Here is a 24,584-nt window from a genome sequence, read left to right as displayed (position 1 = left end):
CGCCTCCTTCTCCGTGCGCTTACAGGTGCGCGAGTTTCTCCAGGACGGGCGCGGCGGCGCGCAGCGTCTCCCACTCGTCCTCGTTCAGTTGCCCGGCCAGTTCGGCCAGCCAGGCGTTCCGCTTCCGCCGGCTCTCCTCGAGCATGGCCTCGGCCTGCTCGGTCTGGCGGACCACCTTCTGGCGGCGGTCCTCGGGGTGCGGCTCCAGCCGGACCAGGCCCTTGCTCTCCAGCAGCGCCACGATGCGCGTCATCGACGGCGGCTGCACATGCTCCTTGCGGGCGAGCTCCCCGGGCGTGGCGGAGCCACAGCGGGCGAGCGTGCCCAGCACCGACATCTCGGCGGGGCTGAGCGATTCGTCGACCCGCTGGTGCTTGAGCCTGCGGCCCAGCCGCATCACCGCGGAACGCAGGGCGTTCACGGCGGCTTCGTCGTCTGGGGTGTCGCGCGGCGTGTGGTGCGGTGCGCTGGACAGGTCCGGCATGTTCATTAGATTAACTCATTACCTGAACTAAAGAAAGTGGGCACTGGGGCGCATGGGGGCACGAACGGAACACGGCCCCGGTGAGGCTGTCGCCTCACCGGGGCCGTACGGGCCGTACGCGCGGTCCGGAGCGCTCCCGGGTTACTTCACACCCAGCGCCCGCTCGATCGGGTCGAGCAGGAAGTAGATCAGGAAGCAGGCGCCGACCGCGTTGAGGAGCCAGGGGATCTCGCGGGCGCGCTTGTCGGCGATGCGCAGCGCGATGAAGGCGAGGACGCCGATGCCGATGCCGTTGGTGATCGAGTAGGTGAACGGCATCGCGACGATCGTCAGGAACGCGGGGATGGCGATCGTGAAGTCGCTCCAGTCGATCTCCTTGACGTTGGACGCCATGATCAGGAAGCCGACGACCAGCAGCGCCGGGGTGGCGGCCTGCGAGGGGACGATCTTCGCCAGGGGGGTGAAGACCAGGGCGAGGAGGAAGAGGCCACCGGTCATCAGGTTGGCGAGACCGGTGCGGGCGCCCTCGCCGACGCCGGCCGTGGACTCCACGAAGCAGGTGTTGGCGGAGGCCGAGCCCGCGCCACCGGCGGCGACGGCGACGCCGTCCATCATCAGGATCTTGCCCATGTTGGGCAGCTGACCCTTCTCGTCGGTCAGCCCGGCCTCCTCGCCGACGCCGATGATCGTGCCCATGGCGTCGAAGAAGCCGGACAGCAGCACGGTGAAGACGAACAGGCAGCCGGTGAGCCAGCCCACCTCGTGGAAGCCGCCGAAGAGGCTGACCTTGCCGACGAGCCCGAAGTCGGGGGTGTCCACGATCTTGTCCGGCCAGCTGGGGACGGACAGGCCCCACTCGAGGTCCGGGACCTTCACCAGCGAGTTGATCACGATGGCGACGAAGGTCATCACAACGATGCCGATGAGGATCGCGCCGGGCGTCTTGCGGACGAGCAGGACGAACGTCAGCAGCAGGCCCGCCGCGAAGACCAGCACCGGCCAGCCCTGGAGCTGGCCGCCCTGGCCGAGGGCGAGCGGGACGGTCGTGTGGGCGGCGTCGGGGTTGCGGCTGACGAAGCCGGAGTCCACCAGGCCGATCAGCGAGATGAACATGCCGATGCCGATCGCGATGGCGCGCCGCAGCCCGCCGGGGATCGCGTCCATGACGCGCTGCCGCAGACCGGAGGCGACCAGCACCATCAGCACCAGGCCGGCGAGGACGACCATGCCCATCGCGTCCGGCCAGCTCATCTTGGGCGCGAGCTGGAGCGAGACGACGGCGTTGATGCCGAGGCCGGCGGCACAGGCGATGGGGACGTTGCCGACGGCGCCCATGAGGACGGTGCTGAGACCGGCCATCAGCGCGGTGGCCGTGACCAACTGGCCGTTGTCCAGCTGGTGGCCGTACTTGTCGTGACCGGCCCCGAGGATGATCGGGTTCAGCACGATGATGTACGCCATCGCAAAGAAGGTCGCCAGTCCACCCCGGAGCTCCCGGGGGACGGACGAACCCCGCTCGCTGATCCGGAAGTACCGGTCGAGGACGTTCCGCCCCGTGGGCGGCGTGGGGGACGCGGGGGACGGCTGCGGGGCGTCGACGGCTGGGGTGGCCGAGGTGGGCATGCGTGACCTCAGTCGTGAGGGCGGCCGGGAGGCCGTCGGGACAAAACAAATGGATCAAGAGAGCGCTTTTTCGATCTCTCTTGTATGTTTGAACAAAAGCGAGCAAACAAATCCAGTTCGATTCAGTATGAATAAACAAGCGCCACTTGGCTATCTCCGCGCGTAGACCCCACTGGCGCAAGGGCTCCACCGCCGCCCGCCCACCCGGACGCACTAGGCTGGCCGCCATGACGAAGTGGACACCGACGCACGAAGCGCCCGAGCCCCTGGAGGGCCCGGTCGTCGCGACGATCACGGGCGGCACGATCGTGTGGTTCGTCCTCTTCCTCGGCCAACTGCCGTTCTACGGCTGGTTCCGGGACCACGGGCACCTGTGGTGGCTGTGGACCTGCCTCGCGGGCGGCGGGCTGGGGCTGATCGGCGTCTGGTACGTCCGTAAGCGCGACGCGGCGATCAAGCGGCATGCGGCGGGACGCGCCGCCCAGGACGCGGAGCAGCGCTGACTTCCGGCTGAGCAAGGGCGAAGCCGTCCGGTTACCGTCGGAACATGAGCGGTCCCTCGCAGGATCCCTTGCCGGCCGTGACAACCACGCACCCCGGGCTGAGCGCCGCCGAAGTCGCCGAGCGCGTGGCACGGGGCGAGGTCAACGACGTACCCGTACGGTCCTCCCGCTCCACCCAGGAGATCGTCCGGGCGAACGTCTTCACCCGGTTCAACGCCATCATCGGCGTCCTCTTCCTGATCATCCTCGCCGTGGGCCCCCTCCAGGACGGCCTCTTCGGCTTCGTCATCATCGCCAACACCGCGATCGGCATCTTCCAGGAACTGCGCGCCAAGAAGACCCTCGACTCGCTCGCCGTCATCGGCGAGGCCAAGCCCACCGTCCGCCGCGACGGCACCCCCGTCCCCCTCCCCACCGGCGCGATCGTCCTCGGCGACGTCATCGAGCTCGGCCCCGGCGACAAGTGCGTCGTCGACGGCGAGGTCGTCGAGGCCGAGGGCCTGGAGATCGACGAGTCGCTGCTCACCGGCGAGGCCGACCCGGTGCTCAAGAAGCCGGGCGATGCGGTGATGTCCGGCTCCTTCGTCGTCGCCGGCGGCGGCGCCTTCACCGCCACCAAGGTCGGCCGCGAGGCCTACGCCGCACAGCTCGCCGAGGAGGCGACCCGCTTCACCCTCGTCCACTCCGAGCTGCGCACCGGCATCAGCACCATCCTCAAGTACGTGACCTGGCTGATGCTGCCCGCCGCCATCGGCCTCGTCGTCAGCCAGCTGGTCGTCCAGGGCCACGACTGGCGGGAGGCCGTACGGCGCATGGTCGCCGGGATCGTGCCGATGGTCCCCGAGGGCCTGGTGCTGCTCACCTCCGTCGCCTTCGCCATCGGCGTCATCCGGCTGGGCCGCAAACAGTGCCTGGTGCAGGAGCTGCCCGCGATCGAGGGCCTCGCCCGCGTCGACGTCGTCTGTCTCGACAAGACCGGCACCCTCACCGAGGGCGGCATGGACGTCAGCGAGCTGCGCGTGCTGGCCGGGGCCGAGGACCGGGAGTCGTCCGTGCGCCAGGTGCTCGGCGCCCTCGGCGAGGCCGACCCCCGGCCCAATGCCAGCCTCCAGGCGATCATCGACGCCTACCCCGACGGCTCGGGCGGCTGGCGCTGCACGGAGGCGCTGCCCTTCTCCTCCGCCCGCAAGTACAGCGGCGCCGCGCTCAACGGCCCCGACGGCGAGTCCGGCACCTGGCTGCTCGGCGCCCCCGACGTCCTGCTGCCCGCCGGCGACCCCGCGCTCGCCGAGACCGACCGGCTCAACGCCCAGGGCCTGCGCGTCCTGCTGCTCGCCCGCGCCGCCCGCGACCTGGACGACCCGCGCGTGACCGAGGACGTACGCCCCACCGCCCTGGTCGTCCTGGAGCAGCGGCTGCGCTCCGACGCGGCGGAGACCCTGCGCTACTTCGCCGAGCAGAACGTCTCCGCCAAGGTGATCTCCGGCGACAACGCGGTCTCCGTCGGCGCCGTCGCCGCCAAGCTCGCCCTGCCCGGCGCCGAGGCCCCCGTCGACGCCCGGAAGCTGCCGCGCGAGACGGAGGCGATGGCCACGGCCCTGGACCGGGGCGCGGTCTTCGGCCGCGTCACCCCCCAGCAGAAGCGGGACATGGTCGGCGCCCTCCAGTCCCGGGGCCACACGGTCGCCATGACCGGCGACGGCGTCAACGACGTCCTCGCCCTGAAGGACGCCGACATCGGCGTCTCCATGGGCTCCGGCTCGGAGGCCACCCGGGCCGTCGCCCAGATCGTGCTCCTGAACAACAGCTTCGCCACCCTGCCCTCGGTCGTGGCGGAGGGCAGGCGCGTCATCGGCAACATCACGCGCGTGGCCACGCTGTTCCTGACAAAGACCGTCTACTCGGTGCTGCTCGCCGTGCTGGTCGTCTGCACCCGGGTCTCCTACCCCTTCCTCCCCCGGCACCTGACGCTGCTGTCGACGCTGACGATCGGCGTCCCGGCGTTCTTCCTCGCCCTGGCCCCCAACAAGGAACGGGCCCGTCCCCACTTCGTCCGCCGCGTGATGCGGTACGCGATCCCGTCCGGCCTGATCGCGGGCGCCGCCACCTTCGCCGCGTACCTCCTGGCCCGCGCCCACTACGCGGACGCCGGCCTCGCCCCCGCCGACACGCTCGGCGCGGAGACCAGCGCGGCGACGCTGACCCTCTTCCTGATCTCCCTGTGGGTGCTCGCGATCATCGCCCGCCCGTACACGTGGTGGCGCGTGGCGCTGGTGGCGGCGATGGGGGCGGGGTTCGTGGTGGTCCTCGTGGTGCCCTGGCTCCAGCGGTTCTTCGCGCTGAAGCTCATCGGGGCGACGATGCCGTGGACGGCGGTCGCCATCGCCGCGGCGGCGGGGCTGGCGCTGGAGCTCACGTGGCGGTGGGTGGGCCGGCGCTTCCCGGCGTGATCGGCCCTCTCGCACGGGGGCCGGAAACGAACGATGGCCCCACCGAACGGTGAGGCCATCGTCACTGTGTGCGCCGCCAGGGACTCGAACCCCGGACCCGCTGATTAAGAGTCAGCTGCTCTAACCAACTGAGCTAGCGGCGCGTGACTCATCCATAATACCCCGGGACGGGAGTGCTCCCGACCATGGCGGACGGCGGCGGCTCGACGGCACACACGGCACGCACTGACCGGATATTTGGCCGGTGGGGCTCTCGTCCGCGCCGGGCCCGGTACGAAGACTTCGATCGTCCGTTCCCGTCCATGCCCGTCCACCGGGCGAGGAGATCCGTGACGATGAAACTCCACAGACGCATACCGGCGGCCGCACTCGGCATTGCGGTCGCGACCGTGCTGGCGCTCCCGCTCCCGGCTTCCGCGCTGGCCCAGCCGGCCGCCGACCACCCGGCCACCCAGGCGGCGCTGAACTCCTACCAGGCACAGGCCGGACCGGGCGCCGGGCTCTACGCCGGTGACAGCGCCGGCTCCTGGAACCTTTCCGCCGGTACCGCTGTCGTCAACACCAACAAACCGCTCCAGCCCATCTTCCACTTCCGTGTCGGCAGCCAGACCAAGACCTTCACCGCGGCCGTGGTGCTGCAACTGGTCGACGAGGGCAAGGTCTCCCTCGACACGGCGATCGAGCGGTACCTGCCGGGTGTGGTGAACGGAAACGGCTACGACGGCAACGCCATCACCGTCCGGCAGCTCCTCCAGCACACCAGCGGAGTCGCGGAGTCCAGGCAGCCGACCTCGCAGAACCCGGATGGCACCTTCGCGCTGTCCGCGCTGGTGCGCGAGGGACTGAGCTACCCGCCGGCGTCCGCGCCGGGCGCCGCCTTCCACTACTCCAACACGAACTTCCAGATCGCCGGCATGCTCATCGAGAAGATCACCGGCATGCCGGTCGCCCGGGCGATCACCAGCCGGATCATCGAGCCGCTCGGCCTGACCCAGACCACCTTCCCCGCGGCGGGAGACCGCACCGTCCCCGTCCGGTTCGTACCGGGGTACGTCGGCAACAGGGTCGGCCCGTTCTTCTTCTGGGTCGACAACACGTCCGAGGTGGAACCGTCCGCGTACAGCTCGGCAGGAGCGCTCGTCTCGACGCAGCAGGACCTGACCACGTTCTACCAGGCGCTCATCGGCGGCAAGGTCGTGTCCAGCGCGAGCCTGGCCGAGATGCAGAAGACCCGCGACCTCGGCCAGGGCGTCGGCTACGGGCTGGGGCTGCAGAGCTTCGCCCTGCGCTGCGGCGGCACGACATGGGGACACGGTGGCGACGTGCCGGGCTACAGCTCGCTGACCGCGGTCACCGCCGACGGCCGCCATGCCGCGCTGATGACCAACACGATGCAGATCAGCGCCGACGCGGGCATGAAAAAAGTGGACGTGATCAACTCCGCGTTGTGCGACTGACGCCAACGCCCGGCGGTCAGAATCAGAACATGCGCGGCTGACCGCTGGACGCGCTGAGCCCACCGTCGACCGGGATGTGGGCGCCGTTGACGAACCGGGCGTCGTGGCCGGCCAGGAAGGCGATGACATCGGCGACTTCGTCCGGTTCGGCCGGGCGTCCCATGGGGATGCGCTGCCGGAACGCCTCCATCGCCTCCTCGATCTCGAGGAGCGGCGCGGCGATCGGGGTGCGGGTGAGGCTCGGGTGCACGGCGTTGACGCGCACGCCCTCGTGGCCGTGGTCGACGCGCGGGACGATCACCGAACCGGCGGGGGCGCCCGCCGCGGCGTGCTTCAGCTTGTCCTCGGTCCGCCCGACGGCGATCACCGTGGCGCCCTCGCGCCCGAAGCGGTAGGCGGTGGCGGCGCCGATGCCGGATCCACCGCCGGTGACGATGACGACCTTGCCGGTGAATCGTTTCCCGTCCACGGCGACTCCCTCGACGGTAGGCGTGCGTGCGGCGTACGTACGTGCGTCCGCGCGTCCGTGCGACTACGGGCCACGACCCTACGAGCGACGGCCCGCCGCCGCATACCCCCGGGACGAGGACGCCCGTCCCTCACCGGCGGGCGTGGAAGATCCCCCAGGACAGCAGGCCCTTCTCGCAGGCGTCCACCCACAGGGGCAGGTTCGCGCGCAGCCGCTCCAGGTACGCGTCGCTGAAGGCGCCGGTGGGTTCGCCGGCGAGTTCGTCGCCGTTGCGTCGTCGTCGGCGTCGTACGTCCTCGGCAAGGCGGGTGTAGTGCGGGAGGAGGTTCTCGCTGAGGTCGTCGAAGCGCACCTGTCCCAGCCCGAGGCGGGTGAGCTGTTCGCGGACGAAGTCCGGTGTCGCGAGGTCGGCGACGTTCAGCCGCTCGCACACCGGGCGCAGCTCGTCCCTGTGGGCGTCGTCGGCCGCCATGACGTCGGTGAGGACGAGGGCCCCGCCGGGCGCGAGGACGCGCACCGCCTCCGCGAGCATGTGCGCCCGGTCGCCGCTGTGGACGAGCGCCTCCTGGGTCCAGACCACGTCGAACCGACCGTCCGGCGCCGGGATCCGGTGGAACGACCCGGCGACGACGTCGATGAGCGCGTCCAGCCCGTGGCGGACGTTGAGCTCGCGGTGGCGCCGGTTCTGCACGTCGCTGATGTTGAGCGCGACGACACGGCAGCCGTGGGCCCGGGCGAGGTGGCGCGCCGCGCCGCCGTAGCCCGAACCGAGATCGACGACGGTGCGGCCGGGCCCGAGGAGGTCGGCCACCCGCTCGGCCATCCGGGCGTCGGTCCGTTGTGCCGCCCGGGCGACCGGCTCGTCGGGGTGCTCGTAGATTCCGGTGTGGATGTCGTCGCCGCCCCACACGGCGGTGTAGAAGCCGTCGACGTCGGCGGAGTCGTAGTAGGCGCGGGCCACTTCCGCCGCGTGCGTGGTTGTCGGATCACCCATGCCGGAATCCTCCGCACGACCCGGCACCCCCAAACCTCAGCCGAACCTCAGCGGCCGAGCGCGGCGTTCCACACGGGGCTGTCCACGTAGTGGTTGTCGAAGCGCTCGGAGGAGTCTTTGATCTCCTGCGGGCTCGCCTCGCCCCGCATCACGCGGTTCAGCAGCCGCATGTAGTCGAAGCGCGCCATGCCGGGCGTGAAGGTGATCAGCACATCCGCCTCACAACCGGGCGCGGCGGCGAAGGCGTGCGGGGTGCGCGGCGGTACGAGGAGGAAGTCCCCGGCCTCCAGCACCTTGATCTCCTGGTCCACGAGGACCCTGAGGGAGCCGTCGATGACGTAGAACATCTCGGCGGCCCGCGTATGGAAGTGCGCCGGCGCGCCCGGCGCCCCCTCGGCGAACGTCGAGCGGTAGCTCGTCATCAGACCGCCGGTGGTGTCGGAGTCGGCCAGCAGCGTGATGACGCTGCTCGGGTCGCTCGTGACCTCGGCCTCCGCGGCGCGGGTGAGCAGTGCGGGGAAGTGTGTGTTGTTGCTGGTCATGGCTGTGGCCTCCGGGTTCTGCGATGCGTTCGCCCTCGTCGTGATCACGACTCTAGGCAGCGGGGAGACCCGGTGGATGGTGCAATTCCTGGCAGGGATGGAGGGTCAATTTCTAGCTGCTGCCGGTGATTGGCTTCCGGTGAGGGGGCGGTAGCCCCGCCCCCTCCGGTCACCGGTCTACGGGGCGTGGTCGGCGCGGCGGTGGTCTTCGAGGCGGGTGTTCGCCTCACGCGACGCCGTCCAGTCGTTCCGCGCTTGCGACTCATGCCTTTTCTCGACGAGATCGAGGCATGTCGTGCAGGTTTCCGCTGGCGCGAGGACGATGACGCCGGGGCCGGAGGAGTGCGGCACGGCGACGGGGGTCCCGGCTGTGGCGATCCGCAGCAACTGCTGCTGTTCCAGCAGCGCTTCGGAGCCTCTTCCCAGGCTCCTGATGCGGATGATCGCTGACATGTAGCCGTCGCCAGCCGTCAGCCCGAGCCGGGCACGGGCCTCCCTGACGACCGTCAGGGCGTCCATGCGGACGGGGTCGTCGGCCGGCCGCCCGCCCACGGCCGCCTCGACGGCGGCGGCCGTGACCCGGATGTACGCCACGAGCTGATCGCTCAGCACGTTCGCCCTGGCGGGGGTCGGCAGGTGGCGCTCCGAAGCGACGGCTTCGTGGATCACCTCCTCGATCCCGGGGCGTGGGCGTGGGCGCGTGGGCAGCTGCGGGGGCGGTACGCGGGTGTGTCCTCCACCGGTGTTGCCGGTGAGCGGGTACGGAGGCATGGCGGCTCCTTGAGCAGGGGGTGATTACCGACGGCTCGCCCGCCTGTCGGCCCAACCAGGCTTCCGCACCAGCGCTTTGAGTCGCAACCGCATCAGCGAAACGCTGCTCACATTGGCATATGACAAACCCCGGACAGAGCTTGCCGGAGATGGGGCAGGGGCTGGAAGACTGCCAACAGGGCTTCCTCAAACCCCAACAGGGGCTCATGGGGACCCAACAGAGACACATCGGCGGGGTACAGAGACGCGCCGACGGGGAACAGCACCAGGAGGACACGAGGGTGGCAGCACGACGCGGTCCGACGTTCAGAAGGCGAGAACTCGGCAAGGAACTACGACGGCTGCGGGAGAAAAACGGGATCAGCGTCAAGGACGCCGCTGCGCACATCGAGGGCTCCGAGACAAAGCTCAACCGAGTCGAGACCGGCCAGAACCAGCTCCCGCGTGTTCGCGATCTGACTGACCTGCTGGACCTGTACAGCGTCACAGACCGAGTCGACCGCGAAACCCTGCTCACGCTGCACCGTGATTCACTCAGCAAGGACTGGTACAGGCCGTACCAGAACGTGATGCCGTCGGGCACGACGATGTACGTGGGACTGGAGTCCGATGCCCGCACGATGCGTGCCTGGCATGCCCAAGTGGTCTTCGGACTCCTTCAGACCGAGGCCTATGCCCGCGCGTTGTTCATGTCGGCCAAGCACGTGGAGGAGAGGACGAGTGAGTTCGTTGACGAATCCGTGGCCCTGCGCATGGAACGCAAGAGCATCCTCACTTGCGAAGACCCCGTGGAACTGCGCGTAATCCTGGACGAGGCGGCCCTGCGCCGAATGGTCGGCAATCCGGACGTCATGCGGGAGCAATACGCGGAGATCGAGCGGGTGTCGGCGCTCGATCACGTGACGGTCCAGATCCTTCCGCTGTCACTCAGCACCTTCCGCGCGACCGCGAACTTCGTTCTTCTGGAGTTCGATTACAACCTCGATCCGGTCGTCATGGAAGAGGGGCCTACGGTCATGACGGTGTCCGACCGAACCCGCGAGGTCTGGAAGTACGGCCGGAGGTTCGACGCGATGCGCGATGGCGCCCTGGCCCCTGCCCAGACGGCCGAATTCCTGCACCGACTAGCAAGAGAGATCGATGACCACTAACACCTGCCCGACGGCCCTCTCGGTGGCCGATGAGACTTCTTGGTTCAAATCCTCCTACAGCACCCAGGACAACGGCGGCGGGTGCGTTTCCATAGCGGTCCTGACCAGGCACGTTGGCATTCGCGACTCGAAGCAGTCCGATGGCCCGGCGTTTGTCGTGTCGACCCCTGCCTGGGGGGCGTTCATCCGCCAGGTGCAGCGCGGCGGGATTGGGCGAAGCGATGGCTGACCTTCATACGGGCACCTGGTTCAAGTCCTCATACAGCGGCGACAACGGCGGAGGCGGCTGTGTATCGATCGCGGTGCTGACCTCGCACGTCGGCATCCGCGACTCGGAGGAGCCGAACGGCCCCGCCTTCGTCGTCCCTGCTGCGACCTGGGCCTCGTTCGTCACCCAAGTGCGGCAGGGCGAGCTTGGCCGTGCCCGTGGCTGATCGTTCAACAGGCGCCTGGGTGAAGTCCTCCTACAGCAACGCTGGACAGAACTGCGTCGAGGTCGCGGGCATCGCGACTCGGGCCGGGCTGATCGGCGTCCGCGACGCCAAGGACAAGGGCGGTCCCGCGATCCTGCTGGAGCCGGCGGCCTGGGCCTCGTTCGTCGACGAGGTCCGCTCCGGGCGGCTTCGCCGCTGAGCGCAGCGCACACGCGGTCCTCCCCTCCCCGCGGCGGCGGGGAGGGCGCCGCGCATGAGATCAGGCGCCCGGCGCCGTTTCGTCCTCCAGCAGGCCGCGGATCATTTCGCGGAGCTCGGGCGTGTCCTCGTGCTGGTGCACGGACACCGCGTGCTCCGTGGCGGCGCGGACGACTTCGTCCTCCTCGCCCGCGATCGTCAGCGTGCAGTGGGATTCGCTCGGCGCTTTGCGGCAGTCGGCGACTTTTCTGGTCATGACGGCCTCCTGGCGGATGGGAATACCGTCCTTGATTCCAGAGTAAGCGCGAGCACGGCGTACCTCAGGAACGCGACGAGGCTGATCAGGAGCAGGCTGGCCACCACGAGGGTCACGACGACGGGCGTGGTCGTGACCGGCGCGTACGCCCACTCCCCGTACGCTCGGGCCTCGCCCGTGAAGAGCCATCGGCCCGGTTCGGGCTTGCTGACGTTGTCCCCGTCGGCGATCACCGTGCCCGCGCCCGCCGCGCCGTCGGCGGTCTTCCATTCGGCCCGGCAGATGGCCTCGAAGTGGCCGTGGCCGCTCGTCCCCACCCATTTCGACGTACAGGGGGCGGGGCGTTCCACGGTGACGCGGGTGCCGAAGAAGTAGGCGGCGGCCGGCCCCTCCCAGAGCCGTGGGCGGTCGGAGAGGAGGACAAAAGTCAGCGTGATGCCCAGGACCAGGCCGCTGACCAGCGCCCGCTGGGTCAGTCTCCGCCGTTCGGACCGCTCCGGTGGCGCGGGCCGCGCCGGTTTCGCGGGGCGGATGGCGCGGAGCCACGGGACGTCCGTCAGGGCTTCCCTGATGCCCAGCTCCCCCGCGTCGGCCTCCTCCAGCGTGCCGTCCGTCCGCAGCGACGCGACCCGCAGTGCCGAGAGTCCCCGCTCCGGCCAGTGCGCCACGGCCACCACCAGCCGGCCCGTACGGGTCTGCGACGGGCCCCTCGGGTCGGCCGACTCGTGTGCGTACACCGCGCATTCGGCCTTCCATGCCCACAGCTTCGTGCTGACCGACTCCGGTCGTGCCTGGAATCCGCCCCGCACCTTCTTGCTGTCGATCGTCACGACCGCGCGTGGTTTCGGCGGGCGGAAACCACGGACCGTCTCGCGCACGGCACCGTGTTCCCCCATCGCCACGCACGCCTGCCAGAAGGTGTCACCCAGGACGCGCCGCAGGTACTCGTCGGGATCTTCGTCGGTCATGCGGCGGAGCGTGCCACCGCCGGACGGGCGCCCGGGGGCTTCCTTCGGAACCTTGTTCCGGATTTATCGCTCTCGGGGCGACACGCGGTCGGCGTGTCACTCGTGTGGGGCGGTGGAAACGATCCGCTACGGGGTACGCGGGGGTTGCGGTCAAAGGCCTCACCCGCCAAGGGCATTACTCACAACCCGGTACGCACCCTGGCGCCCCGTCCCACGAGCAACCTTTCGCGGCGGGCGGGAAAGACTCACCGCAGTCCAGCCACATTGGAGGAGACGCCTTGAGCCGTACCCGACGAACCGCCCTCGCTCTCGCAGCGAGTACGGTCCTCACCGTCCTGGGAGCCGTCGTCACAGCCCCGGCAGCGCAGGCCGCCCCCGCCGCCCCCATGTCGACCGGTGGCGACCTGTGCAGGGGCGCACAGAACTTCCTTGCCGCCCAGGGCATCAACATCAACGGGACCTGCCCTCCGTGAGCCTCCTCCCCCGCCGGGCTCACGCCCCTCCGCGTGGACCCGGCACCGGGCGAAGGAGCCCTAGCAGGGAGTGTCCGGGCCGTTCTGCCGGGTGATGTGGCCGCTGTACATCCAGCCCATCGTCTTCGTGCCCTCGATGCGGACGTAAGTCCACTTATGGCCGTACGCGTTGGTGATGTAGCAGTGGAACCAGACCTTCACGCCTGCCTTCGCCTCGGGCAGGGTCGGGCAGGCCGCGTACGGGGCGGTGCCCAGCTGGTGGGTGTCGGCCATATAGCCGTAGGTGCCCGGGTTCGGGTCCTTGTGGTTCCAGCCGAGGCAGCTCTTCGACACCGTCGACGACGGGGAAGGCGACGCCTTCGGGGACTTGCCGCCGCTCGGCGACGCCGAAGGGTTCGCCTTGTCGCCCTTGCCGTCGCCGGGCGTACCGCTCGGTGCCGGGCCCGAGGGGGTGCCGGACGGCCCCACGGCGGGGCCTTCGGACGGCTCGGTGATCGTGTCGCCGTCCGACGGGGAGCCGGGCGTGGGCGGCGTCTGCTGTGCCGCGTTGCCGCGCTTGTCGTCGTGCTCGCCCATCAGGGCGTAGCTGACGCCGCCACCGGCGAGCACGACGGCGGCGGCCGCCCCCGCGATGAGCGCACGGTTGCGGCGCCGCCGCGCACGGCTGCCCGCCTCCGGCGCGGCGGGCTGGGCGGCAGCCACGGGCGGGTAGCCGTATCCCCCGCCGTACGACGGCTGCGGTTGAGGTTGTGGCTGTGGCTGCGGCTGGAACGCCGTGGGCGCGGGGCCGAAGGCCTGCGGTGCGGCGGGCGCCTGGGGCGTCGGCACGGCGGGCGCGGGCGCCGACGTGGCCGCCGGAGGCAGCGGCGTGGAGGACGGCTGCGCCGGGGACTTCTGTCCGATGTTCATCGTCCTGCCCGCCGCCACCCCCTCCAGCATCTGCCGTGCCTCGTCGGCGGTGGGCCGGTCGCCCGGCTCCTTCGCCATCAGCGCGCGCAGCACCGGCGTGAGCGCACCCGCCCGCTTCGGCTCCGGCAGCGGTTCGCCCACGATCGCCTGGAGTGTCGACCACACGGACGTACGGCGGAACGGCGAAGCGCCCTCCACGGCCGCGTACAGCGTCATTCCGAGCGACCAGATGTCCGACGCGGGGCCGGGCTCCACGCCCTGCGCGCGCTCCGGCGGCAGGTAGTCGAGGGAACCGATGATCTCGCCGCTGCGGGTCAGCTTGGCCATGGCGTCGTCGCCGGTGGCCTCCATGGTGGCGATGCCGAAGTCGGTCAGTACGACCCGGCCGCCGCGCTCCAGCAGCACGTTCCCCGGCTTGACGTCCCGGTGCAGCACGCCGACGCGGTGCGCGGCGTCGAGCGCGTCCATCAGCTTGGCGCCGATCGCGGCGGCCTCGTGCGGCTCCAGCGTGCCGCGCTCGGCCAGGACGTCGTCGAGGGAGGGGCCGTCGACGAGTTCCATGACGATGACCGGCAGGCCCTGCTCCTCCGTCACGTCGTGGACCGTGACCACGCCACCGTGCCGGATACGGGCGGCGGCCTGCGCCTCGCGCCGCATCCGGGCCCGCAGGTCGGCCAGGTCGGGCGCGGAGGCGTCGGTGTAGGCGCGCAGGACCTTGACGGCGACCTCGCGGCCCAGCAGCTCGTCCGTCGCGCGGGCGACCACGCCCATGCCGCCACGGCCGAGCGTGGCGGTCACGCGGTAGCGCCCGCCGAGTATCTGGCCGGTCAGCTCGCCGGCGTTCGGGTCCCCCGTCGTCACCGCACGTCTCCGTTCCCTCACGCTTGTCACATACGCCACCACTGCATGGCGGGCACCAAGGGTAGAGAGCCCGGGGGCGGGCACGCCCCCGGGGGTGTCGACGCTCAGGCGGCGCTCTTCTCCGTCTGCTCCGTGCGGGCGATCGCCTCGCGGACGGCGGTGACGAAACCGTCCCAGTAGTGGGCCGCCGTACCGTCGGCGGCCCGGCCGTACGTCGCGGCCCGCGTGGCCGGGGAGGCGAAGTCGCCGAACATGGCCCTGCGCAGGTCGGTGGAGACCTCCAGCTGCCCGCCCGCGCCGCTGTAGGTGCGGTTGCAGATGTTCAGCGGCTCGTCGCCGTCCAGGCCGCCGTCGGGCAGCGTGAGGGTCACGCCGCTGCCGAGCCGGTCACGGAGGGCGTCGTACAGGTTCTTCTTCAGCGTCGCGTCGCGGCCGCCGATCTGGATCAGCTTCTGCGTCCCGGAGCCGCCGGGGTTCTTGCACCCGTGGACGGAGACCGCGTGGCGGCTGCCGCCGACGACGGCCAGCGCGGCGGGGTCGTCGCAGTGCGTCGACGTGACGTGCATCTGCTGGACCGTGCGGCTTTCGGTAGCGAGAACCTCGAACATCCAGTAGTCGTAAGCGGGGCCGCCGCTGCCGGAACGGGTCATGGGGTCCTCCGGCGCGTACCCCGCGATCGCCAGGCACAGCTCGCTGGTGCCGTCCTCCAGGTTGCCGCCGTGCGGGGCGACCACCGACGTCAGCGGGGGCGTGGCCCGGGAGTGCCCCGGGACGGTGTCCAGGCCGGTACGGCGGTAGCGGCGGGCCCAGTCCGTGCCCTCCTTGAAGAGGGGGCTGGCGTAGAGCTCCGTGTTGGAGGCGAACAGTTCGTCGCGGGGAGCGGCGGTAGCCGCAGGGGCCGCGGTGGCGGTGGCGGTGGCACCGACGGGGACCGAGACGGCGGCCGCCGCCAGGCCCGTCAGCAGGGATCGTCGAGTCGTGGATCGTCGCATGGCGGCATTCTTGGCGAAAACCGACAGGTCGTCAGCTGTTAACGGGAGTTACGAGGTTCCCGAAAGCCCTGGAGTCCGTCTTCCGTTGCGGTCGAAGCCGGCTTTCGAGCCCGGAGGGACTACAGGTCGGAGTAGCCTCGAACCGGAAGAGTGAACGCATTCCGAGCCGCCGGCGCAGGCCCCGAAATCGTTTCCCATCCGAGGTCGCCATGCCCAAGCACAAAGACCGCTCCGGCGGACAGGGCCATGCCCGTCCGCCCTTACGGCGCGAGCACTCCCAGGGGGCCGCCCCACCACTGCAGGACGCGGCCCGGGCCGCGGCGTCCGGCTCCGCCACGCCGCAGATGCTGACGGCGCTCCAGCACGGCATCGGCAACGCGGCGGTGGCCCGGATGGCGTCCGGCGAGCAGGGGAAGCCCAAGGCGAGGCAGGAGTCTCCCCAGGCCAGGGCCAACAAGGAGTTCGCCACCAAGGTTCAGCAGAAGCTGCGGGAACGCGGGTGGGTCGTGGAGGGAAGCCCTGCGACCTGGGGACGGATGACGGCCCACAAGGTGTCCCTGCCCGCAGGCGCCGACACCGCCGGGCTCAAGTCGGGAGCCGCCGCCTACAAGGCCGCGCCGGGCAATGTCGTCGCGCCCCACAGTTACCGGAGCGAGCCCGAGAAACAGGCCTTGCGCTGGATCGCCTCGATCACCATGAAGCACTTGAACGCCATGAGGAAACCACCCGTCGAGGTCCAGGCAGCCCTCCACGCGGGCGCCCTGTACATCGCCGCCAACACCAAGGACGCGAACGAAGCCCTGAAGGGCCTGGCCGACGGCAGGACCGGCAAGGAGTTCCTGGACCGGCTCATCAAGGACAACCCCGCCGATCAGGCGCAGCTCGCCCTGTACACCGGGCGCGTCGACCGGCACACGGAGAAGGCGCGCACGAGACTGGTCGGCCCGCCCACGAGCGAGTACGCGCCGGTGTTCGAAGCGCTCGGCAAGCCGGTCGTGGTGGCCGCCGCCGGCACGGACGGACGGCATGCCGAACGCCGGATAGCCGAGCTGGCCGGAGAAACCCCGCAGTACATCGCCGGGACCAAACGCCCCTGCGTCTCGTGCTACATGAAGCTGTTCAGCGGCACCCCGGACCGGCCCGGCCCGTTCTGGTTGTCCGGCGCGGCCAACCAGGGCGTGGAGGAGCACGAGTCGAAGGACGTGGATCGTCTGGTGGCCCTCATCGACGAGGAGATCGGCAACACCTACGCCACGCTGAAGTGGCAGTGCGTGGACAAGTGCGACGGCGAGGCGGAGGCGGGGCCGGGTCCCTCGAAGAAACGCAGAACCACCCCGTTGGGCTCCACCGTCGACTACGGCTCGGACTCCGACAGCGACACCGAGGGCACGGTGCGCACGTTCCGTGCCTGAAGTCGGCCCGCCGTGGGTTCTTCCGCGCCTTCGGCGCGGGTTCCACCCCACCCGCCCGCTCGATTGCCCGGAACGGGTGGGGTACCCACGGGGTGGTAGCCGTCAGTCGAACCAGCGCGCCCGCGCCAGTTCGTCCGTCCGCGACGGGTCCTCCAGCAGCGCCGCCGCCTCGAAGCGGCGGGACCACGCGCCGGCCGCCCAGGCCAGGCCCGCCGCCACGCCCTCCAGCGTCGCCGCGTGCAGCACGCCGTCCTGGCCGAGGCGCCAGTCCAGTTCGATGCCGTCGACCACGAGTTCGTCGTGCTCGACGTATGTGGCGGGGGCACCCGGGAGAAGGACGCGTACGCCCTCCGGGACGTCCCGCACCTCGCCCTCGTCGCCCGGCACCTCCGCCGCGACGACCTCGCTCAGGCGTCGCACCTGCAACAACTCCGCCAGCGCGGCGGCCCGCTCCGGGGCGACCGGCAGCAGGGCGACGCCCGCCGCCAGCGGCAGCAGGTCGGGCGCGTCCGCGACGACCGCGTCCGCCGCGTCGACGACGCGCACCTCGCCGTCGACCACGGCCCGCAGCTCGTCCGGGAGCGTGACCTCGTCCGGGTCCAGGTCGGCGAGCAGGCCGTGCAACGCGTGCAGCTGCGACGGGCGGACCGGGCAGGCCGGGTCCGCCAGGCGGGCCAGGAGCTCCGCCGCGCCGCCCGGCTCGTCCAGCAGCGCGGCCGCGGACGTGCGGACGCCCAGCGCCCGCAGCACCTGCTCGTCGGCGAGGCCGCCCGCGTCCGCCGCCTCGTAGAGGCCCTCCAGCAGCGGGTCGCCGCCCGCCACCCGCAGACCGGCCGGGCGCCGGCCGTCCAGGACGGGGTGGCCGCGCAGCCACCACGCCGTGTACGGGCGTACGGACTCGGTCGTGCCGTCCGGCAGCAGGATCCGCATCGGCGTCGTCAGCGCGTCCCGCAGGGGCGGGCGGGAGAGCAGGGCGAGGGCCTGCGGCCACGCGTCGTCGTCGACCAGGTCCAGGTCCCGGACCGCCACGATCTCCGTGGCCACGGGCGGCACCGGCGTGTCGGGGAGCCGGTCGAGGACGTCCTCGCACCACACGTCGACGGCGTCGAGCAGCCCCGCGTCGTCGGGCTCGGCGAAGTCGCCGTCGCGCGGCTCCAGTTCGTCCGGGTCGAGGACGACGTCGGCGGCGCGGACGAGCGCGAAGTCGGCCAGCACGCCGACCGCCGTCAGCGGCCGCTCGCCCCAGCGCCCGGCCAGCTCCGCGTCGCACGCGGCCAGCTCTCCCGGGCGGATGACCTGCTCGAACGGGCTGCCGGGGAGGACGAGTTCACCGGCCGGGGCGAGCTCTCCGTCCTCGTCGGGGAGAGCCAGGGCCGCCAGCCACGGCTCGTCACCGGGCGCCAGGTCCGCGTCGCGGACGAGGGCGAGGACGATGTCGGCGAGGGCCTCGCTGTCGAGCGTCTCCTCGTCGTCCCAGACCTCGCCGGCGTCCAGGGACGCCGCCACCGCGGCCCGCACCTGCGGCGTCGTCAGGATCGCGCGGGGCGACGACGGGGTCGCCCCCAGCTTCTCCAGCAGGGGGTGCGCCGCGTCGGGGTGGGCGACCTTCAGGCCCAGGCGGGCCAGGTGTTCCGGGGCCGGTGCCTCCGCCACCGGGCCGGTCGCTTCGGCCGTCGGCAGCGGCAGCAGCACCTGGCGCGGACCGATCGCCGTACGGCCGTCCGCCAGCGGTACGGGCAGACCCGTCAGCCGGTCCGGGTCCACGCCCGCGAGGCTGTCGTAGAGCCGCCACCACCAGTCCGCCGGGCGCTCGGCCCCGGCGAGCCGGTCGATGACCTCGCCGAGCGGCACGCGCGGCACGCCCAGGGCGCGCAGCTCCTGGCGGCGCTCCAGGCCGGCGGGGAGCAGGCTCGGGAACAGCTCGCCGAGGACGGCCACGGTCGCCGCGCCCGCGCCCTCTACGAGCTCGGCATCGCGCGGGCGGAGGGGGGTGGCTGCGGGGGTGCTTTGGTTGAACGGGTCGTCGTCCCACGTGGGAGCGGGTGCCGACGCGGCCGGCGCCGGACCGTCCGGGCGCTGCGTCGACGCGTCCGGGGCCTCCGTCCACGGGATGCCCTCGATCCCCGCGCCCGGGGGCGGGGTGGGCTCGCCGCCGGGCGGCGTGGCCGCCGCCGCGCTCGGCAGGAACGGTACGTCCGGGAGCCGGTCCAGGACGCGGCGGCGCAGCTCCGCGTCCAGGGCGCCCGTCGCCAGCGGCGCCGGGACCAGGTCGAGGGTGCCCGTGCCGACGGGGTGCCAGTCGCGCAGCAGGGCCGTGTACGTCTCGGCCGCGCGGTCGGTGAGGAAGTCCGCGAGGGCGCCGGGGGCCGTGTGACGGCGGGTGGGCTCCAGCGGGAAGCTCGCGATGAGCAGGGCGGGCAGGCCCAGGGGCTCGTCGGTGGGGGTGGGGGCGTGGACGACGGGGGCCGTGCGGGGGCGCTCCGGGGCGCCGTCGGGGGCGACGGGGACGGCCCAGGTGACCGACCAGTGGGGGCGCAGGCGCTCCTCTACGGGGCGGTTCGCGAGGAGGTCGGGGGTGAGGGGGCCGGCGGCCGTTTTGACGCGCCAGCGGGTTGTCCTGGTGCTGTCGGCCGTCGTGTCCTCGATGACGACCTGGTCGTCCTTCTGGTGGCGCGTCAGGACGCGGCGCGGTGCGTCCGGGGTCTCGATGACGACCTCGGTGAGGCCGGGGAGGGTGAGGAGGAGGGCGTCGTCGACGGCGGCGAGCAGACGGCGGGTCAGGTCCTCGGCGGCGCCGTCGCGGAGCGGGAGGACGACGACGGTGTCGTAGCCGTTGAGCACCGCGCCCTCGGCGGGGAACGGCAGGCGCAGGAGCGGTACGTGGCCCTCGCGGCGGCGGAGCTCGCCGCCGAGGGCGGGGCTGCCGGAGGCAGCCTCGGCCGCCAGCGCGCGGGCCTCGGCCAGGGACCAGCGGACGCCGCCGGTGCGGCCGACGAGGGCGGGCTCGTCGGTGACGGCGAGGACGGCGGCGAAGCCGACGCCGAAGCGGCCGGCGGCCCGGGTGCCCTCGTCGCGCTTGGCGGAGGCGCGGAGGGTGGAGAGGGACTCCACGCCGGTGGCGTCCAGGGGGGCGCCGGTGTTGGCGGCGGCGAGGGTGGCGGGGGTGCCGGCGTTCGCGGCGTGCAGGGTGAGGTGGAGGCGGCCGGGGACGCCGGCGCGGGCGGCGGCGTCGGCGGCGTTCTGGGCCAGCTCTACGACGAGGCGGTCGCGGTAGCCGCCGAGGGCGAGGTCCTCCTCGGCGTTGGCGTCCTCGCGGAAGCGGGCGGGGGAGGTGACCCAGGAGTCCAGTACGCCGCGGCGCAGGCGGGCGGTGCCGAAGGGGTCCAAGCTCACGTCTGCGTTCTCCCTGTGTCTGGGTGCGTCGTGTTTCCGCGGGGTGCGTCGTGGGTCGGGGGCGGGGTGGGGCGGACGGGCCCTCGCGGGGCTGACCTCTTCGCGGTGCCTGCCACTTCGGTGAGGGTTACCCCGTATCGGGCACCAGCGGCGAAGAGCTCTTTACGCTCCGCAAGGACCCGTCCGCCCCACCCCGCCCCCTCACGTCACTACCCGGGGGTGCCCCCGCCGGCTCGCCCCGTACCCGGGCAATCCGGTTCCGGGTGATCGGGCGGGTGGGTGGGGTAGAACCGCGCCGGAGGCGCGGAAAAACCCGGGCGCACCCGGAAACCCTAGGAGTGCCCGAGATCGTCCTCGGACGCGGCATCCGCCGTGTCGCCCTCCCGCAGCGGGAGGACATCCACCCGCGTCTCGTCGATCACCGGCGGAGCCGGCCGCGGCGGCCGCGGCATGACCGCGGCCTCCGAGTGCCCGCCGCACCCGTAGGAGAGGGAGACGACGTGCCCGTCCGCCGGCCCGAACTCGTTCGCGCAGACACCGAACGCCTGGCCGAGCGAGCCACCGATGGGGACGAGGAAGCCGCAGCTGACGCAGGACGCGGGGGCCGCCTGGGCCATGGGGGTCTTGGAGCCGTGGGACTCGTCCCAGCGGTCGGCGGCGGTGTGCAGCCCGTAGCGGGAGAGGACCCGGGCGCGGCGCATGCCGAGTTCCTCGGCGAGGGCCGCGATGGAGCCGCGCCGGGGCGCGGCGGGCAGGCTGCGCGGGGAGCCGGCCGTGACGTCCGCGTCCTCGGCCTCGACGAGCTCGGCCATCTCGGCGGAGACGGCGGAGTTCGGCGGCGGCTCCTCGTCGCCGATGAGGCCCGGCTCCAGGCGGAGGTCCTCGGCGTCGGTGGGGAGCAGGTCGCCGGGGCCCATGTCGCCGGGGCGCAGCCGTTCGCTCCAGGGCACCCACTCGGGGGCGAGGAGGGCGTCGGAGCCGGGCAGGAGGACGGTCTCGTCAAGGGTGACGGCCTTGGCGCGGGAGGCGCGGGCGACGGTGACGGCCCAGCGCCAGCCCCGGTAGCCGGGGTCCTCGCAGAGGAAGTAGTGCGTGACGACGCGGTCCCCGTCGGCGACGACCTCGACGTGGTCGCCGACCTTGCCCGGCAGGGCCGCTTCCTCGGCGGCCGCCCGGGCGAGTTCGACCGCCTCGGCGCACAGGCGGTCCGGGGTACGGCTTCGCATCGCAGCACTCACAAGAATCGATTCTCTCTTCCACGCCGTCTCACGAGTGCGCCAGCCGAACGATCGGGCCTGCGGACGGAGCGGACCGCTGGGCCGCGTCGACGTCCGCGCCCGACGGCCTCGGGCGCACCTGTCATCACCCATTCTGCGGGATGGGGACTCGGGGTGCGGCCAAGAGCTGCGGCCGGTGGCGCGCTACGCACGCTACCCCGCGCGGCCGCCCGGGGGATACCCGGGCTTCGGCGAGCCCGGCGCGTCGTCGTGTGCGGCACCGGCGCGTCGTCACGGGCGCGCCCCGTGAACAAGGCGAAAGTGCCATGCGCGGTGTCAGTTGGGGCAGTATGGCGTGGTGGGAGCCATCCGGTCAGCCGAGGGCGGTCCGCTCCGCCGTACGGCCCGGGGCGCCGGCCGGGTGCTGCGCGCCCCTTTCCGGGTTGCGGCGCGCGGCGTGCGCCGGGCGACGCACGCGCACGGCGCGGGCGAGTCGGGCCTGGGCAAGCTGATCGAGCTCCACGCGGTGAATTCGGCCGGTGACGTGTTGATCACGATCGCCTTGGCGTCGACCGTTTTCTTTTCCGTGCCCACGGATCAGGCGCGGGGGCGGGTGGCGCTCTACCTGGCGGTGACGATGGCGCCGTTCGTCTTCCTGGCCCCGGTGATCGGTCCGCTGCTGGACCGGGTGCCGCACGGCCGGCGGGCGGCGATGGCCTCCGCGATGCTGGCGCGGGCGCTGCTGGCGCTGATGATGTCGGGCGCGGTGGCGACCGGCGGGCTGGAGCTGTATCCGGCGGCGCTGGGCGTGCTGGTGGCGTCCAAGGCGTACGGGGTGGTGCGCTCGGCCGTGGTGCCGAGGCTGCTGCCACCGCGGATCGCGCTGGTGAAGGCGAATTCCCGGGTGACGCTGGGCGGCCTGCTGGCCACGGGCCTGGCGGCCCCGCTGGGTGCGGGGCTGCATCAGCTGGGGCCGCAGTGGCCGCTGTACGGGGCGTGCGTGGTGTTCGCGTTCGGGACGTACCTGTCGTTCTCGCTGCCGCCCAAGGTGGACTCGGCCAAGGGTGAGGCGCGGGCCCGGTTGACCGCGCCGGAGGCCCGGCGGCGGGGAAGGGCCAAGGCGCCCGGGCTGCGTACGGTGGGGGCGTCGGTGCTGCACGGGCTGCAGGCCAATGGGGCGCTGCGGATGCTGTCGGGGTTCTTGACGTTCTTCCTGGCGTTCCTGCTGCGGGTGCATCCGGTGGGCGGGCTGGGCCCGGCGGCCTCGCTGGGTGTCGTCGCGGTGGCGGCGGGCACGGGGAACGCGCTGGGGACGGCCATGGCGGCGCTGCTGCGCTCGCGCGGGCCGGAGAAGATGATCGCGCTGGTGCTGTCGGTGACGCTGGGGACGACGGTCGTGGCGGCGGCGCTGTTCGGGGCGTTCATGGTGGTCGTGGTGGCGGCGGTCGCGGGGATCTCGCAGGCGCTGGGGAAGCAGTCGCTGGATTCCCTCATTCAGCGGGACGTCCCGGAGCAGGTGCGGACGTCCGCGTTCGCCCGTTCGGAGACACTGCTGCAGATGTGCTGGGTGGTGGGCGGGGCCATCGGGATCCTGCTGCCGCTCAATGGCGCGGTGGGGATGTCGGTGGCGGCGGCGTTCCTGGCGCTGGGGGTGGCCACTGCCGTACGGGGGCTGCTGGCGGCCGCCCGGCGCGGCTCGCCGCACCCGCGCGTGGCCTGATGCGAGGGGCCCGATAGCCTGCCCGCATGACCGTTACTGATGACCTCGCGGTGTCGGGTCGCGCCTCCGGGGAGCTCGGCCGCGGCAAGCGCCGCCGCGCCGCTGCCGCCGTCGGGGCCGTGGCCCTCGGGCTCGTCGCCCTCACCGCCTGCGACAAGCCCACGCCGCTGGCGACCGTGACCGTCGGTTCGACCACGGTGACCTCCGAGGCCGCCTGCTACGACGACGGCAACGCCCTCGGCAACGAGAAGGTCGCCTCCTGCCTGAAGGAGAGCGCCGGGGAGACCGTCAAGGCGTCGATGGAGGACAAGCTCCGCTTCGGTGTCGACCCGAAGATCGCCGACGAGGGCTGGACCATCTTCATCAACGGCCAGCCCGCCGAGCAGGAGCCGAACAAGAAGACGTACCGGACGATCCCGGCCAGCGCCTTCTTCGCCGGCGGCCAGGGCGGCGGCGCGACCGCCAAGACCCAGGTCAGCATCGTCGAGGTGAGCACGGGCAAGGCCCTGGGCGTCTGGAACTTCAGCATCGAGCGCGAGTCCTGACCCCGCGACCGGTGCGTGTCCTCGTCGTCACCGCCGTCCCGGCGGAACGTGACGCCGTGACCGCCGCCGCGCCGGAGCGGCGGGAGTTCCCGCTGCCCGGCGGCGCCGTGCTGCACCGGGTGGTGCCGGACGGCGGCGCGGTGGTGTGCGACGTGCTGGCCGCCGGTGTCGGCCCGGCCGCGGCCGCGGCCGGGGCGGCGACGGCGCTGACCGCCGCGGCGCTCGCGGGCGACCCCTACGGACTGGTGGTCTCGGCGGGCATCGCGGGCGGTTTCGCGCCCGTCGCGCCCGTCGGGGCCCTGGTGGTGTCCGACGCGGTGGTCGCCGCGGACCTGGGCGCCCAGTCCGGTGACGGCGGTTTCCTGTCGGTCACCGAGCTGGGCTTCGGCTCGCACTCCCACCGGGTCGCGGAGGAGCTCGTACGGGCCGTGGCCGGGGCGACCGGCGCGGTGCGCGGCGAGGTGCTGACCGTGTCCACCGCCACCGGCACCGCCGAGCGGGCCGGGGAGCTGGCCGTCCGTCACCCGGGCGCGGTGGCCGAGGGCATGGAGGGCTTCGGCGTCGCCGAGGCCGCGGCGGCCCATGGGGTGCCCGTGCTGGAGCTGCGTGCGGTGTCCAACGAGGTGGGGCCGCGCGACAAGGGCGCCTGGCGCATCGGGGAGGCGCTGCGCGCGCTCACCGGTGCGTTTGTAAGCCTTTTTCCGGTATGGGGCCAGCCGTCTGATTTGCCGACCGATTCGCTGCCTGTTCAGGGGGGCTGAC

The 24,584-nt window shown here is 72.2% G+C and carries 24 protein-coding genes and 1 tRNA gene; 12 read left to right on the top strand and 13 right to left on the bottom strand.

Annotated elements, in window-relative coordinates; all coding sequences use genetic code 11:
• Positions 1-19: 19 nt before the first annotated feature.
• Together ACFYZR_RS04545 and ACFYZR_RS04540 are read right to left on the bottom strand one after the other, a co-directional pair.
• Positions 20-484, bottom strand: coding sequence for a MarR family winged helix-turn-helix transcriptional regulator (locus ACFYZR_RS04545; protein ID WP_391904916.1), 465 nt, complete (start codon positions 482-484; stop codon positions 20-22).
• A 141-nt stretch (positions 485-625) separates the two neighbouring features.
• Positions 626-2,107 (bottom strand): NCS2 family permease, encoded by a 1,482-nt coding sequence (locus ACFYZR_RS04540; RefSeq protein WP_391904913.1) that lies wholly within the window; start codon positions 2,105-2,107, stop codon positions 626-628.
• Positions 2,108-2,334: 227 nt separating this feature from the next.
• Here ACFYZR_RS04540 and ACFYZR_RS04535 point away from each other — a divergent pair, with 227 nt between their 5' ends.
• Positions 2,335-2,610: a DUF2530 domain-containing protein gene (locus ACFYZR_RS04535; RefSeq protein WP_391904910.1), complete on the top strand. Its 276-nt coding sequence runs from the start codon at positions 2,335-2,337 to the stop codon at positions 2,608-2,610.
• Between the two features lie 44 nt (positions 2,611-2,654).
• Positions 2,655-5,060: an HAD-IC family P-type ATPase gene (locus ACFYZR_RS04530; RefSeq protein WP_391904907.1), complete on the top strand. Its 2,406-nt coding sequence runs from the start codon at positions 2,655-2,657 to the stop codon at positions 5,058-5,060.
• Positions 5,061-5,129: 69 nt separating this feature from the next.
• Here the strand turns inward: ACFYZR_RS04530 and ACFYZR_RS04525 are convergent.
• Positions 5,130-5,203: transfer RNA gene (locus ACFYZR_RS04525), tRNA-Lys, on the bottom strand.
• 192 nt (positions 5,204-5,395) lie between these two features.
• Here ACFYZR_RS04525 and ACFYZR_RS04520 point away from each other — a divergent pair.
• A complete protein-coding gene (locus ACFYZR_RS04520; RefSeq protein ID WP_391904904.1) occupies positions 5,396-6,517 on the top strand; it encodes a serine hydrolase domain-containing protein in 1,122 nt (373 codons plus the stop codon).
• A gap of 22 nt (positions 6,518-6,539) precedes the next feature.
• Here the strand turns inward: ACFYZR_RS04520 and ACFYZR_RS04515 are convergent, their stop codons facing one another.
• The 4 genes from ACFYZR_RS04515 to ACFYZR_RS04500 all read right to left on the bottom strand — a co-directional run bounded on the left by ACFYZR_RS04515 (position 6,540) and on the right by ACFYZR_RS04500 (position 9,293).
• On the bottom strand, positions 6,540-6,986 hold the full coding sequence (locus ACFYZR_RS04515) for an SDR family NAD(P)-dependent oxidoreductase (RefSeq protein WP_391904901.1): 447 nt from the start codon (positions 6,984-6,986) through the stop codon (positions 6,540-6,542).
• 130 nt (positions 6,987-7,116) lie between these two features.
• Positions 7,117-7,980 carry an SAM-dependent methyltransferase gene (locus ACFYZR_RS04510; protein WP_391904898.1) on the bottom strand — a complete coding sequence of 288 codons (864 nt, stop codon included), beginning with the start codon at positions 7,978-7,980 and terminating at the stop codon, positions 7,117-7,119.
• A 47-nt stretch (positions 7,981-8,027) separates the two neighbouring features.
• Entirely contained in the window at positions 8,028-8,522 is a 495-nt protein-coding gene (locus ACFYZR_RS04505) for a cupin domain-containing protein (protein WP_391904895.1), read from the bottom strand.
• Positions 8,523-8,699: 177 nt separating this feature from the next.
• A complete protein-coding gene (locus tag ACFYZR_RS04500; RefSeq protein ID WP_391904892.1) occupies positions 8,700-9,293 on the bottom strand; it encodes a DUF6415 family natural product biosynthesis protein in 594 nt (197 codons plus the stop codon).
• 281 nt (positions 9,294-9,574) lie between these two features.
• On the opposite strand from ACFYZR_RS04500, the gene ACFYZR_RS04495 reads away from it, so the two are divergent.
• The 4 genes from ACFYZR_RS04495 to ACFYZR_RS04480 are packed head-to-tail and all read left to right on the top strand — an operon-like array spanning position 9,575 to position 11,077.
• Positions 9,575-10,444 carry a helix-turn-helix domain-containing protein gene (locus ACFYZR_RS04495; RefSeq protein WP_391904890.1) on the top strand — a complete coding sequence of 290 codons (870 nt, stop codon included), beginning with the start codon at positions 9,575-9,577 and terminating at the stop codon, positions 10,442-10,444.
• Positions 10,434-10,673, top strand: a complete 240-nt coding sequence (locus ACFYZR_RS04490; protein ID WP_391904887.1) for a DUF397 domain-containing protein — start codon at positions 10,434-10,436, stop codon at positions 10,671-10,673. Before ACFYZR_RS04495 ends, ACFYZR_RS04490 begins: the two co-directional genes overlap by 11 nt.
• On the top strand, positions 10,666-10,878 hold the full coding sequence (locus tag ACFYZR_RS04485; RefSeq protein ID WP_391904884.1) for a DUF397 domain-containing protein: 213 nt from the start codon (positions 10,666-10,668) through the stop codon (positions 10,876-10,878). Before ACFYZR_RS04490 ends, ACFYZR_RS04485 begins: the two co-directional genes overlap by 8 nt.
• Positions 10,871-11,077, top strand: coding sequence for a DUF397 domain-containing protein (locus ACFYZR_RS04480; protein ID WP_391904882.1), 207 nt, complete (start codon positions 10,871-10,873; stop codon positions 11,075-11,077). The genes ACFYZR_RS04485 and ACFYZR_RS04480 overlap by 8 nt, the downstream gene beginning before the upstream one ends.
• Before the next feature lie 60 nt (positions 11,078-11,137).
• Here ACFYZR_RS04480 and ACFYZR_RS04475 read toward each other — a convergent pair whose 3' ends face one another.
• Positions 11,138-11,332 carry a DUF1059 domain-containing protein gene (locus tag ACFYZR_RS04475; protein ID WP_391904879.1) on the bottom strand — a complete coding sequence of 65 codons (195 nt, stop codon included), beginning with the start codon at positions 11,330-11,332 and terminating at the stop codon, positions 11,138-11,140.
• Positions 11,329-12,300 carry a hypothetical protein gene (locus ACFYZR_RS04470; RefSeq protein ID WP_391904876.1) on the bottom strand — a complete coding sequence of 324 codons (972 nt, stop codon included), beginning with the start codon at positions 12,298-12,300 and terminating at the stop codon, positions 11,329-11,331. Before ACFYZR_RS04470 ends, ACFYZR_RS04475 begins: the two co-directional genes overlap by 4 nt.
• 278 nt (positions 12,301-12,578) lie before the next feature.
• Between ACFYZR_RS04470 and ACFYZR_RS04465 the strand changes: the two genes are divergently transcribed.
• Positions 12,579-12,773, top strand: a complete 195-nt coding sequence (locus tag ACFYZR_RS04465) for a hypothetical protein (RefSeq protein WP_391904872.1) — start codon at positions 12,579-12,581, stop codon at positions 12,771-12,773.
• A gap of 60 nt (positions 12,774-12,833) precedes the next feature.
• Here ACFYZR_RS04465 and ACFYZR_RS04460 read toward each other — a convergent pair whose 3' ends face one another.
• Together ACFYZR_RS04460 and ACFYZR_RS04455 are read right to left on the bottom strand one after the other, a co-directional pair.
• The gene (locus ACFYZR_RS04460; RefSeq protein ID WP_391904869.1) at positions 12,834-14,543 is read right to left on the bottom strand and encodes a serine/threonine-protein kinase; all 1,710 of its coding nucleotides are present in this window, start codon (positions 14,541-14,543) and stop codon (positions 12,834-12,836) included.
• Positions 14,544-14,647: 104 nt separating this feature from the next.
• Positions 14,648-15,535, bottom strand: coding sequence for a poly-gamma-glutamate hydrolase family protein (locus ACFYZR_RS04455; protein ID WP_391904866.1), 888 nt, complete (start codon positions 15,533-15,535; stop codon positions 14,648-14,650).
• 209 nt (positions 15,536-15,744) lie between these two features.
• Between ACFYZR_RS04455 and ACFYZR_RS04450 the strand changes: the two genes are divergently transcribed.
• Positions 15,745-16,947, top strand: a complete 1,203-nt coding sequence (locus ACFYZR_RS04450; protein WP_391904863.1) for a hypothetical protein — start codon at positions 15,745-15,747, stop codon at positions 16,945-16,947.
• Between the two features lie 102 nt (positions 16,948-17,049).
• Here ACFYZR_RS04450 and ACFYZR_RS04445 read toward each other — a convergent pair whose 3' ends face one another.
• Together ACFYZR_RS04445 and ACFYZR_RS04440 are read right to left on the bottom strand one after the other, a co-directional pair.
• Positions 17,050-20,340 (bottom strand): sacsin N-terminal ATP-binding-like domain-containing protein, encoded by a 3,291-nt coding sequence (locus ACFYZR_RS04445; protein WP_391904861.1) that lies wholly within the window; start codon positions 20,338-20,340, stop codon positions 17,050-17,052.
• Between the two features lie 332 nt (positions 20,341-20,672).
• Entirely contained in the window at positions 20,673-21,566 is an 894-nt protein-coding gene (locus ACFYZR_RS04440) for a DUF3027 domain-containing protein (RefSeq protein ID WP_391904858.1), read from the bottom strand.
• A 349-nt stretch (positions 21,567-21,915) separates the two neighbouring features.
• On the opposite strand from ACFYZR_RS04440, the gene ACFYZR_RS04435 reads away from it, so the two are divergent.
• Genes ACFYZR_RS04435 through ACFYZR_RS04425 form a run of 3 tightly spaced genes read left to right on the top strand, consistent with a single transcriptional unit; the run spans position 21,916 to position 24,583 of the window.
• Positions 21,916-23,277, top strand: a complete 1,362-nt coding sequence (locus ACFYZR_RS04435; RefSeq protein WP_391904855.1) for an MFS transporter — start codon at positions 21,916-21,918, stop codon at positions 23,275-23,277.
• Positions 23,278-23,303: 26 nt separating this feature from the next.
• The gene (locus tag ACFYZR_RS04430) at positions 23,304-23,822 is read left to right on the top strand and encodes a DUF2771 domain-containing protein (protein ID WP_391904853.1); all 519 of its coding nucleotides are present in this window, start codon (positions 23,304-23,306) and stop codon (positions 23,820-23,822) included.
• 11 nt (positions 23,823-23,833) lie between these two features.
• Positions 23,834-24,583 carry a futalosine hydrolase gene (locus tag ACFYZR_RS04425; protein WP_391904851.1) on the top strand — a complete coding sequence of 250 codons (750 nt, stop codon included), beginning with the start codon at positions 23,834-23,836 and terminating at the stop codon, positions 24,581-24,583.
• Position 24,584: the final 1 nt, after the last annotated feature.

The organism is Streptomyces sp. NPDC001678, assembly GCF_042892945.1.
GTDB lineage: Bacteria > Actinomycetota > Actinomycetes > Streptomycetales > Streptomycetaceae > Streptomyces.
Note: the sequence above shows the minus strand (reverse complement) of the source record. Positions and strands in the feature narration are given on the sequence as shown.

Excerpts from the sequence above, each read along its gene's own strand:
- ACFYZR_RS04475 (WP_391904879.1), bottom strand. The coding sequence starts at position 11,332 with ATGACCAGAAAAGTCGCCGACTGCCGCAAAGCGCCGAGCGAATCCCAC.
- ACFYZR_RS04500 (WP_391904892.1), bottom strand. The coding sequence starts at position 9,293 with ATGCCTCCGTACCCGCTCACCGGCAACACCGGTGGAGGACACACCCGC.
- ACFYZR_RS04430 (WP_391904853.1), top strand. The coding sequence starts at position 23,304 with ATGACCGTTACTGATGACCTCGCGGTGTCGGGTCGCGCCTCCGGGGAG.
- ACFYZR_RS04545 (WP_391904916.1), bottom strand. The coding sequence starts at position 484 with ATGCCGGACCTGTCCAGCGCACCGCACCACACGCCGCGCGACACCCCA.
- ACFYZR_RS04505 (WP_391904895.1), bottom strand. The coding sequence starts at position 8,522 with ATGACCAGCAACAACACACACTTCCCCGCACTGCTCACCCGCGCCGCG.
- ACFYZR_RS04490 (WP_391904887.1), top strand. The coding sequence starts at position 10,434 with ATGACCACTAACACCTGCCCGACGGCCCTCTCGGTGGCCGATGAGACT.
- ACFYZR_RS04520 (WP_391904904.1), top strand. The coding sequence starts at position 5,396 with ATGAAACTCCACAGACGCATACCGGCGGCCGCACTCGGCATTGCGGTC.
- ACFYZR_RS04540 (WP_391904913.1), bottom strand. The coding sequence starts at position 2,107 with ATGCCCACCTCGGCCACCCCAGCCGTCGACGCCCCGCAGCCGTCCCCC.
- ACFYZR_RS04485 (WP_391904884.1), top strand. The coding sequence starts at position 10,666 with ATGGCTGACCTTCATACGGGCACCTGGTTCAAGTCCTCATACAGCGGC.
- ACFYZR_RS04450 (WP_391904863.1), top strand. The coding sequence starts at position 15,745 with ATGCCCAAGCACAAAGACCGCTCCGGCGGACAGGGCCATGCCCGTCCG.
- ACFYZR_RS04455 (WP_391904866.1), bottom strand. The coding sequence starts at position 15,535 with ATGCGACGATCCACGACTCGACGATCCCTGCTGACGGGCCTGGCGGCG.
- ACFYZR_RS04440 (WP_391904858.1), bottom strand. The coding sequence starts at position 21,566 with ATGCGAAGCCGTACCCCGGACCGCCTGTGCGCCGAGGCGGTCGAACTC.
- ACFYZR_RS04470 (WP_391904876.1), bottom strand. The coding sequence starts at position 12,300 with ATGACCGACGAAGATCCCGACGAGTACCTGCGGCGCGTCCTGGGTGAC.
- ACFYZR_RS04510 (WP_391904898.1), bottom strand. The coding sequence starts at position 7,980 with ATGGGTGATCCGACAACCACGCACGCGGCGGAAGTGGCCCGCGCCTAC.
- ACFYZR_RS04535 (WP_391904910.1), top strand. The coding sequence starts at position 2,335 with ATGACGAAGTGGACACCGACGCACGAAGCGCCCGAGCCCCTGGAGGGC.
- ACFYZR_RS04530 (WP_391904907.1), top strand. The coding sequence starts at position 2,655 with ATGAGCGGTCCCTCGCAGGATCCCTTGCCGGCCGTGACAACCACGCAC.